Origin of the sequence: Streptomyces sp. KR55 (genome assembly GCF_052245645.1) — a bacterium.
GTDB classification, from domain to species: domain Bacteria; phylum Actinomycetota; class Actinomycetes; order Streptomycetales; family Streptomycetaceae; genus Streptomyces; species Streptomyces flavusporus.
This window is the reverse complement of sequence record NZ_JBQQCE010000443.1, coordinates 1-8,178: the sequence shown is the minus strand read 5'-3', so window position 1 is coordinate 8,178 and position 8,178 is coordinate 1. Positions and strand designations below refer to the sequence as shown.

The following is an 8,178-nucleotide window of genomic DNA, read 5'->3' as shown; positions in this document are numbered from 1 at the left end:
TACGCCGTGTGGGGACTGATCCCCTGCGCCCGCGCCCACTCAGTCAGATTCACGCGAAGATCATAGCACCACTAGAGTAATCTCATGCACGCTTATGCACACTCATTCGAGAGCAGTTCACCACCCCCGACGGGCCACCCGCACAACGCCATGACCGGGCAGGAAGGGCAGATCCCCCCATGGCCACCAACGTGACTCCGCCCGAGCGGCTGGGACAGACGTGCCTTGCGGACGGCCGCCGGCTCAGCTGGGCGGAGTGGGGGCCGCCCTCGGGCACGCCTGTCCTGCTGTGCTCCGGATCGGCGACGAGCCGATGGCTCGGGCTTCCCGTCGACGTGATCACAAGGCTCGGCGTCCGCCTGATCACCGTCGACCGTCCCGGGCTGGGTGCGTCCAGCGCGGCCGACGGGCGGACCCTTAACGACTGGGCGCTCGACATTGGGGAGTTCGCCCAGACGCGGGCGGCGCCGGGTATGCGCGCGAGACGGTACTCGCCCTGAGCCGCTGGCCGTTCGACCCCTCATCGATCCCGGTCCCGGTCGACCTGTGGTACGGAGACCAGGACACCAACCCCCTGCATTCGCCGGACCTCGGAAAGTTCCTCGCCCGGCGCATGCCCACAGCACGCCGCTTCCTCGTACCGAACGCAGGCAGCGCACTGTTGTGGTCACACACGGACCCCATCCTGCGTTCGCTACTGAGCCGCATCGCCCCGCAGTAGGCATCTGGCATCGGAGCTGACTTTGGTGGTAGACCGAGCCCGCCGGTCACGCCGTAGCCGAGGAAGGCTCATCGGCTGCCGGGGCACGGTCTTCTCGCGATCGACGTTCCCGTACCCCGTCGAGCGAGGCACGCCGAACATGTCGACGAGCTGCTGAACCGCCTTCTCCCGCTCGTCGTAGAGGCGTTGGGCCAGCGCGGCCTGGGCCGGGGAGAACTTGGGCCGGCGCCCGCTGACCCGGCCGCGGGCGCCGGCGGCGGCCAGACCGTCGTTGGTGTCGGCCACGATCAGCCCGCGCCCGAGTCCGACGCGGACCAAGAGCACGCCGAACATCGCGCGGCGCTCGCCGAAGCCGAGCAGACCCGTGCCCGACGCCCCGGCCGACGACTGCCCCGGCGATCGAACGGCGCGAGCGCCTCATCGCCCAGCGCGCCGAACCCGACGCCGGCCACTGTGAAGAGGTGCACCCGTGCCCCCGCCCGCGCCGGTTCACGGGCGGCGCCTTCCGGCTCGGCGTCGTGGTCGATGGTGTGTTCAGGAGGCCGGTGTGTATCCGCGTGTGCGGACGAGGTCGTGGGTGAGGTGGGTGAAGGCGCGGGCGGCGGCGCTTTGGTAGGCGTCAGTGCGGTGCAGGAGGGTGACGGTGCGGGTGGGGAAGGCGGGATCGAGCGGGATGGGGGTGAGGCGGGGGTGGTCGTGGGTGATGGCGTCGGGGAGGACGGTCGCCAGTGGGGTGCGTTGGACGACTTCGGTGAGGGCCTGGATGGAGTTGGCCTCGACGGTGATGCGCGGGCTGACGCGGTGGTGTCGGAGATAGGCGTCGATGTGGCTGCGAGTGGCGAAGTCGCCGCTGAGCAGGGCTAGTTGTCGATCGGCGAGCTCTGGTGCCGGTAGCGGGCCGGGCCGGTCGGCGGTGGGGTGGTGGGTGCCGGTGACCAGGGTGAGCGTCTCGGTGAACAGGGCGGTGGCGGTTATGCCGGGCAGGTGGGGGCCGTGGAAGGCGATGCCGAGGTCGAACTCGTCGGCCAGTAGGCCGGCTTCGATGCGATCCTGGCTCGTCTCCCGCACGATCAGGGTGATGCCGGGGTGGCGGGTGTGGAGTTCGGCGGTGAGCGGGCCGACCAGGTAGGCCGTGAACGTGGGGGTGACCGCCAGCCGTAGATGTCCGCGGGAAAGGTTCTGCACGTCGTGGACGGCACGCTCGGCGGCGGCCAGGTCTCGCAGCGCGCTGCGGGCGTGGTGGGTGTACGCCTCGCCGGCGTCGGTGAGGCGTACGGTGCGGCCGGTACGGTCCAGCAACTGCGTGCCCAGGGCCCGTTCAAGCTGCTTGATCTGCTGAGACAGCGTGGGCTGGGAGATGTGCAGCTCCTCGGCGGCACGGGTGAAGCTGCCGTGATCGGCCACAGCGAGCAGATAGCGCAGATGACGCAGTTCCAGGGCCATACCCACAACTATAGATGCCACCAATAGCCCCAATGGCTAGCGGCTCTTGGACACTATAGATCGAGGTCATGCACAGTGGATCTCGCCAGGCCCACGGGCCCGGGCCACCACGAAAGGGAGTGACCCATGCATGACCTCGCCAAGGGCATCGCGCGTTTCCAGCAGGATGTCTTCCCGGCCAAGAAGGAGCTCTTCGCCCGCCTGGCCGCCCACCACACCCCGCACACACTGTTCATCGGCTGCTCCGACGCCCGCGTCGTCCCCGAGCTGATCACCGGGTGCGAGCCCGGCGAGTTGTTCGTCATCCGCACCGCCGGCAACCTCGTCCCCGCCTACACCCCCGGTGCCGACGGGGTCGCGGCGAGCATCGAGTACGCCGTCGCCCAGCTCGGGGTGACGGACATCGTCGTCTGCGGGCACTCCGCGTGCGGCGCGATGACCGCCCTCGCCCACGGCCACGACCTGAGCAACGCCCCGGCGGTCGCCGACTGGCTGCGGCTCGCCGACGCCTCGGTGGCCCGTACTGCCACCGCGGGGGACGTGCCAGCCCTGGTGCGGCAGAACGTGCTGGCCCAGCTGGCGAACCTGGCCACCCACCCTTCGGTCGCCCGCGCCCTGGCCGAGCAGAAGATCACGCTGGGCGGCTGGGTCTTCGACATCGCCACCGGCCACGTCGAGGAACTCAACGCCACCGGCTCCACCGCCCCACTCGCGGCCTGAAACCAGCTTCCCGGACCGGCCCTGTCAGCGCCATCCGGGACCACCCCCTGAACCCGCGCGCTTTGCGAACGATGCGCGAAGCGGCACTCACCGAAAAGGAATCCACCCATGGTGCACGCTCAGTTCGACCCCGCCGCCCGCCAGGCCCTGGCCGCTCAGGCCGTGGCGGCCAAGACCCGCAAGGACCTCTCCTGGCAGCAGATCGCCGACGCCGCCGGTCTGTCGGTCGCCTTCACCACCGCCGCCGTCCTCGGCCAGCATCCCCTGCCGGAGAACTCCGCGAAGGCGGTCGCCGAGCTGCTGGGCCTGGGCGACGATGCGGCGCTGCTGCTGCAGACCATCCCCACCCGCGGCTCGATCCCCGGCGGCATCCCCACCGACCCGACCATCTACCGCTTCTACGAGATGCTCCAGGTCTACGGCACCACCCTCAAGGCCCTGATCCACGAGCAGTTCGGCGACGGGATCATCTCCGCGATCAACTTCAAGCTCGACGTCAAGAAGGTCGCCGACCCCGAGGGCGGCGAGCGCGCCGTCATCACTCTGGACGGCAAATACCTGCCGACCAAGCCCTTCTGATCCGAGCCCCCGGTGGGGCGGACCGCAGCCGACCCGCCCCACCACCGCCCCACCCTCGCTTCCCGGCCCTCGATACGACGGCTCCAGTGGGGCCGCTCCCAGACGCCGCCGGCCGTGAACAGATCGGCTACCGATCCAGGGGGCTCCAAGATCGAGATGGCGAACGAAGTCGATGATCGGTTGTTCGCAGGCTCGCTCCGCGAGCAAGCGGTCCATAGGGTCAATCGCCGATCATCTTCACTTCCCACCAGCCCCGCCCCGATGCGGGATAACCCCTTTTCGAGCTCCCCGGTCACTGTCCGTCAAGGACTACCATCCGAGGACTGGAGAATCGGTGACAGTTGAATACGCGAGCTCACCAGTAGTCCCAAGGCAGCGAGAGGCCCCTCCTCGCTTCTGACCCCTCAAGTTCGGTGCACCCGGGTACGGTTACGGCTGCACCCCCGTCGGTTCGCCGCCGAGCCTCCTTCGGAAAACTCGAACCCACGGCCTTTGTCCAGCTCTCCAAGCTGGTCAACTCCCTCAAGGGAGTCTCCGCCCGGCTGCTGCGAAGGAGTACAGCACGCACGTGCGCCGGTACCTCTGGGGCGGGCACTTCTGGTCCGGCTCCTACTTCGCCGGAAGCTGCGGCGGGGCGCCGCTGACCGTCGTACGCCAGTACATCGAGAGCCAGCAGCGCCCCGTGTGAGCCTTGCTTCGCAGCGATACCCCGGCGCTCCGCGCCGGGCCGCCAAGGATGGATGCGCTTCACCGCCGCCCCTGAAGGGCGGAGCACTACGCAAGAACAAAGGTAGAAAGGGACCGGCCGCCGCAGCGCCCCCCGTGGTCCGCCCCCGGCTCACGCGGCCACCGCCACCGCCCCGACCGCCGGTACCGCGCGTCGCGGGGTGTACGCGGCGACACCCCGTACGGGTCACCACAACGAGGCGACCCGACGGCCCGCCCGATGCAATGGACGGGTGACCGCGACCCCGGACGACTGTCTCGCGCGCAACGAGTGGATCTGTGGCGACTATCTGAGCAGCCGCCGCGAGATCCTCCTCGACGCAGTGATCCAGCATGTGCAGCTGACGTCGGTCTCGGTCCTCATCGGCCTGGCCATCGCCCTGCCGCTGGCGGTGCTGGGGCGACGGTGGGGCTGGGCGGCCGGGCCCGTCCTCGCCGTCACCACGATCCTGTACACGATCCCGTCCCTGGCCATGTTCTCGCTGCTGCTGCCGCTGTACGGGCTGTCCTCGACGCTCGTGGTGGCCGGGCTGGTGCTGTACTCGCTGACCCTGCTCGTGCGCAACATCCTCGCCGGTCTGCGGGCGGTCCCCGAGGACACCCGGCAGGCGGCCCGCGGGATGGGCTACGGCCCCATCCGGCAGCTGCTCACCGTCGAACTGCCGCTCGCCCTGCCCGCCGCGATGGCCGGACTGCGCATCGCCACCGTCTCCGCGGTCTCGCTCGTGACGGTAGGTGCGATCGTGGGCTTCGGCGGACTCGGGAATCTGATCTACTCCGGAATGAACACGTACTTCAAGGCGCAGGTGCTGACGGCGTCGGTGCTGTGCGTGGTGATCGCCGTCGTCGCGGACCTGCTCCTGCTGGGCATCCAGCGACTGATCACGCCATGGACGAGGGCCCGTCCATGAGTACGCTCGCCGACACCTGGGCCTGGCTCACCGATCCCGCGCACTGGTCGGGCGCCGAGGGTGTCTGGCACCGGCTGCTGCAACACCTCGTCCTCACCGTCGTCTGCCTGGTCGTCAGCTGTCTGATCGCCCTGCCCGTCGCCCTCGTCCTCGGCCACCTCGGCAAGGGCGGCGCGCTCGCCGTCAACATCTCCAACGTCGGCCGCGCGGTCCCCACCTTCGCGGTCCTGGTGCTTCTGCTGCTGACCCCCATCGGCACATGGGGCGAGGGGCCCACAGTGGTCGCCCTGGTGCTGTTCGCCGTACCGCCGCTGCTCACCAACGCATACGTCGGGATGCGGGAGGTCGACCGCAGCACCGTGCAGGCGGCGCGGGGCATGGGGATGACGGGCCGCCAGGTGATGTTTCACGTGGAACTGCCCCTTTCGCTCCCGATGATCCTGAACGGTGTGCGGATTGCCGCCGTCCAGCTCGTCGCCACGGCCACGATCGCCGCGCTGGCCGGCGGGGGAGGGCTGGGCCGGATCATCACCGCCGGATTCAACCTGGCCAGTACGCCGCAGGTGGTGGCCGGTGCCGTGCTCGTCGCCGTGTTCGCGCTGATCGTCGAGGGCGTCTTCGAGATCGCCGAGCGGCTGGCACCGGCGTGGGCGAGGGGTTCGGGATGAGAGGCCGTACCACCCTGATCGCCGCTCTGCTTCTGCTCTCGACCGCCTGCGCCACCGGCCCCTCCCTGGAGAACCAGGGCGAGGTGACCGCACCGCCCGGCGACAGCCGGCATCTGACCGTCGGCTCCGCCGGATTCACCGAGAGCGACCTGCTCGCCCAGATGTACGCCCTGCTGCTGAACCAGGCCGGCTACCAGACCTCGCTCATCACCGTCGCCAACCGCGAACTGTACGAACCGGCCCTGGAATCCGGCCAGATCGACGTGGTCCCGGAGTACGCGGCCACCTTCGCCGACTGGCTCAACGCCAAGGCCAACGGGGCCGACGCGCCGCCGGTCGGCTCACCCGGCCTCGACGCCACCATGACAGCGCTGCGCCGCCTCGCCACGCCCCGCGGCCTGACCGTCCTCGCCCCCGGCCGGGCCGTCGACCAGAACGCCTTCGCGGTGAGCGCCTCCTACGCTCGACGGCACGACCTCAGGACGCTCAGCGACCTCGGCGCCTCCGGCCTCCGGGTGCGGCTCGCCGCCGGTGACGAGTGCATCCAACGCCCTTACTGCGCACCAGGGTTGAAGAAGACCTACGGCATCGACATCATCGCCGTCGACCCCAAGGGCGTCGGCACCACCCAGGCCAAACGGGCGGTGCAGAGCGGCCAGGACCAGATGGTGCTGACCACCACGACCGACGCCACCCTCGACGAGTTCGGCCTGGTCCTCCTCACCGACGACAAGCACCTCCAGAACGCCGACTACGTCGTCCCCGTCGTCAACCGCGCCCACGCGGGCGGCCCCGGCCCCACCAAGGCCCTCGACAGGCTCAACGACGTCCTCACCACCGCCGATCTGGCGTCCATGAACCAACAGGTCGACAGCTGGCGCCGGCTGGCGACGGACGTGGCCCGGACGTATCTGGAGGACAAGAGGCTGCTCAAGTAGCGGGCAGCCCCTGGCAGCGCCGGTCGGTCAGGCGTCGGCCACCGAGTCGAACGTCACCTGACCTCGCGACACGCCCAACGCGTCCGCGTCCACCGAGCGTCGCAGTGCCTCGTGCAGCTTGGCCGGGGTCAGCACGCCGAGGAAGCGGGCGCCGTCCAATACCGCGACCCAGCCGGCGTCGTGCTGGAGCATCACGCCGAAGGCCTGCTTGAGCGGTGCGCCCACGGGAACCCAGGCGTTCATCCGGTGCGCGAGGTCGCCGACCGCACCGCCCGCCCCGAGCTCGTCGATCCCGGCCCAGCCGTGCAGGTCGCCGTGCGCGTCCAGGACCACCGCCCAGCGCGCGCCCTCCGATCGCAGCCGGTCGGCGGCCTGCCCGGTCGGCTCGTACAGCCGGGCGATCGGCGGCTGTTCCAGGTCGCCGGGCTCGATCGCGGTCACCGACAGCCGCTTCAGCCCCCGGTCGGCGCCGACGAACTCCGCGACGTACGGCGACGCCGGCGTGCCCAGCACCGCTCCGGGCGTGTCGAACTGCTCGATGCGCCCCTGCCCGTACACGGCGATCCGGTCGCCGAGCCGCACCGCCTCCTCGATGTCGTGCGTGACCAGCAGCACCGTCTTGCGCACCGCCGCCTGCATCCGCAGAAACTCGTCCTGCAACTGCTCCCGCACGACCGGGTCGACCGCGCCGAACGGCTCGTCCATCAGCAGCACCGGCGGATCGGCGGCCAACGCCCTTGCAACGCCGACCCGTTGGCGCTGACCGCCCGACAACTGCTGCGGATAGCGCGAGCCGTATGTGTGGGGATCCAGCCCCACCAGATCGAGGAGCTCGGCAGCGCGGGCCCGCGCCTTGGCCCGCTTCCAGCCGAGCAGCAAGGGCACGGTCGCCGTGTTGTCGAGGATCGTGCGGTGCGGGAACAGGCCCACCTGCTGGATGACGTAGCCGATCCGCCGCCGCAGCAGTACCGGGTCGACGGTGGCGATGTCCTCGCCACCGACGAGGATCCGGCCCGAGGTCGGTTCGATGAGCCGGTTGACCATCAGCATGGTCGTCGTCTTGCCGCACCCGGACGGGCCCACGAGCGTGACGAGCTCGCCCTCGGACACTTCGAAGGACAATCCGTCCACGGCCGTCGTCCCGTCCGGATACCGCTTGGTGACCTGCTCGAACCGGATCATGACCTCACGCTAACGGCGCTGCCCGGCACCCGCTCACCGACGGCGTCCCACTGGCTGGTGAACGACCCATTCCGTTTTTGAACTGTTTCAATCCACTCCTGGCCAGGGCGGGGCGTTGAGGCGTTCTGTTGGATTCTGGTGGCAACTCCCGCTGCTGGGGGCATAGACAGAGGTCTCAGTCGCCACTACTTTCAACCGCCGATCGACTGAATCGATACAACTCCGACCGGCCGAAGGGACACGGCATGAACGACGGAGTCAACGGCACCCCCCGCGACGGAGTGCGGCGC

General features: G+C 69.8%; 9 protein-coding genes and 1 pseudogene. 7 read left to right on the top strand and 3 right to left on the bottom strand.

What is annotated here, in order from left to right:
* The first annotated feature begins 179 nt into the window (after positions 1-179).
* A complete protein-coding gene (locus tag ACTWQJ_RS41125; RefSeq protein WP_443311532.1) occupies positions 180-500 on the top strand; it encodes an alpha/beta fold hydrolase in 321 nt (106 codons plus the stop codon).
* Between the two features lie 194 nt (positions 501-694).
* Here the strand turns inward: ACTWQJ_RS41125 and ACTWQJ_RS41120 are convergent, their stop codons facing one another.
* Together ACTWQJ_RS41120 and cynR are read right to left on the bottom strand one after the other, a co-directional pair.
* Positions 695-1,045 (bottom strand): hypothetical protein, encoded by a 351-nt coding sequence (locus ACTWQJ_RS41120; RefSeq protein ID WP_443311531.1) that lies wholly within the window; start codon positions 1,043-1,045, stop codon positions 695-697.
* A gap of 210 nt (positions 1,046-1,255) precedes the next feature.
* Positions 1,256-2,164: a transcriptional regulator CynR gene (gene cynR, locus ACTWQJ_RS41115; protein WP_443311530.1), complete on the bottom strand. Its 909-nt coding sequence runs from the start codon at positions 2,162-2,164 to the stop codon at positions 1,256-1,258.
* Positions 2,165-2,290: 126 nt separating this feature from the next.
* Here cynR and ACTWQJ_RS41110 point away from each other — a divergent pair, with 126 nt between their 5' ends.
* From ACTWQJ_RS41110 to ACTWQJ_RS41085, 6 genes and pseudogenes are all read left to right on the top strand, one after another.
* On the top strand, positions 2,291-2,884 hold the full coding sequence (locus tag ACTWQJ_RS41110) for a carbonic anhydrase (protein ID WP_443311529.1): 594 nt from the start codon (positions 2,291-2,293) through the stop codon (positions 2,882-2,884).
* A 108-nt stretch (positions 2,885-2,992) separates the two neighbouring features.
* A complete protein-coding gene (cynS, locus tag ACTWQJ_RS41105; protein ID WP_443311528.1) occupies positions 2,993-3,463 on the top strand; it encodes a cyanase in 471 nt (156 codons plus the stop codon).
* Positions 3,464-3,957: 494 nt separating this feature from the next.
* A pseudogene (gene tnpA, locus ACTWQJ_RS41100) lies at positions 3,958-4,151 on the top strand (IS200/IS605 family transposase); the annotation flags it as partial.
* 271 nt (positions 4,152-4,422) lie between these two features.
* Positions 4,423-5,100, top strand: a complete 678-nt coding sequence (locus tag ACTWQJ_RS41095; RefSeq protein WP_443311527.1) for an ABC transporter permease — start codon at positions 4,423-4,425, stop codon at positions 5,098-5,100.
* Complete coding sequence (locus tag ACTWQJ_RS41090) at positions 5,097-5,768, top strand: ABC transporter permease (protein ID WP_443311526.1); 672 nt, start codon at positions 5,097-5,099, stop codon at positions 5,766-5,768. Before ACTWQJ_RS41095 ends, ACTWQJ_RS41090 begins: the two co-directional genes overlap by 4 nt.
* A complete protein-coding gene (locus tag ACTWQJ_RS41085) occupies positions 5,765-6,706 on the top strand; it encodes an ABC transporter substrate-binding protein (protein WP_443311525.1) in 942 nt (313 codons plus the stop codon). Before ACTWQJ_RS41090 ends, ACTWQJ_RS41085 begins: the two co-directional genes overlap by 4 nt.
* A 27-nt stretch (positions 6,707-6,733) precedes the next feature.
* Here the strand turns inward: ACTWQJ_RS41085 and ACTWQJ_RS41080 are convergent, their stop codons facing one another.
* Positions 6,734-7,888, bottom strand: coding sequence for an ABC transporter ATP-binding protein (locus ACTWQJ_RS41080; protein ID WP_443311524.1), 1,155 nt, complete (start codon positions 7,886-7,888; stop codon positions 6,734-6,736).
* Positions 7,889-8,178 lie beyond the last annotated feature (290 nt).

Bases quoted from the DNA above. Each gene is read 5' to 3' on its own strand.
- cynS (WP_443311528.1), top strand. From the start codon at position 2,993: ATGGTGCACGCTCAGTTCGACCCCGCCGCCCGCCAGGCCCTGGCCGCT.
- cynR (WP_443311530.1), bottom strand. From the start codon at position 2,164: ATGGCCCTGGAACTGCGTCATCTGCGCTATCTGCTCGCTGTGGCCGAT.
- ACTWQJ_RS41090 (WP_443311526.1), top strand. From the start codon at position 5,097: ATGAGTACGCTCGCCGACACCTGGGCCTGGCTCACCGATCCCGCGCAC.
- ACTWQJ_RS41085 (WP_443311525.1), top strand. From the start codon at position 5,765: ATGAGAGGCCGTACCACCCTGATCGCCGCTCTGCTTCTGCTCTCGACC.
- ACTWQJ_RS41125 (WP_443311532.1), top strand. From the start codon at position 180: ATGGCCACCAACGTGACTCCGCCCGAGCGGCTGGGACAGACGTGCCTT.
- ACTWQJ_RS41080 (WP_443311524.1), bottom strand. From the start codon at position 7,888: ATGATCCGGTTCGAGCAGGTCACCAAGCGGTATCCGGACGGGACGACG.
- ACTWQJ_RS41110 (WP_443311529.1), top strand. From the start codon at position 2,291: ATGCATGACCTCGCCAAGGGCATCGCGCGTTTCCAGCAGGATGTCTTC.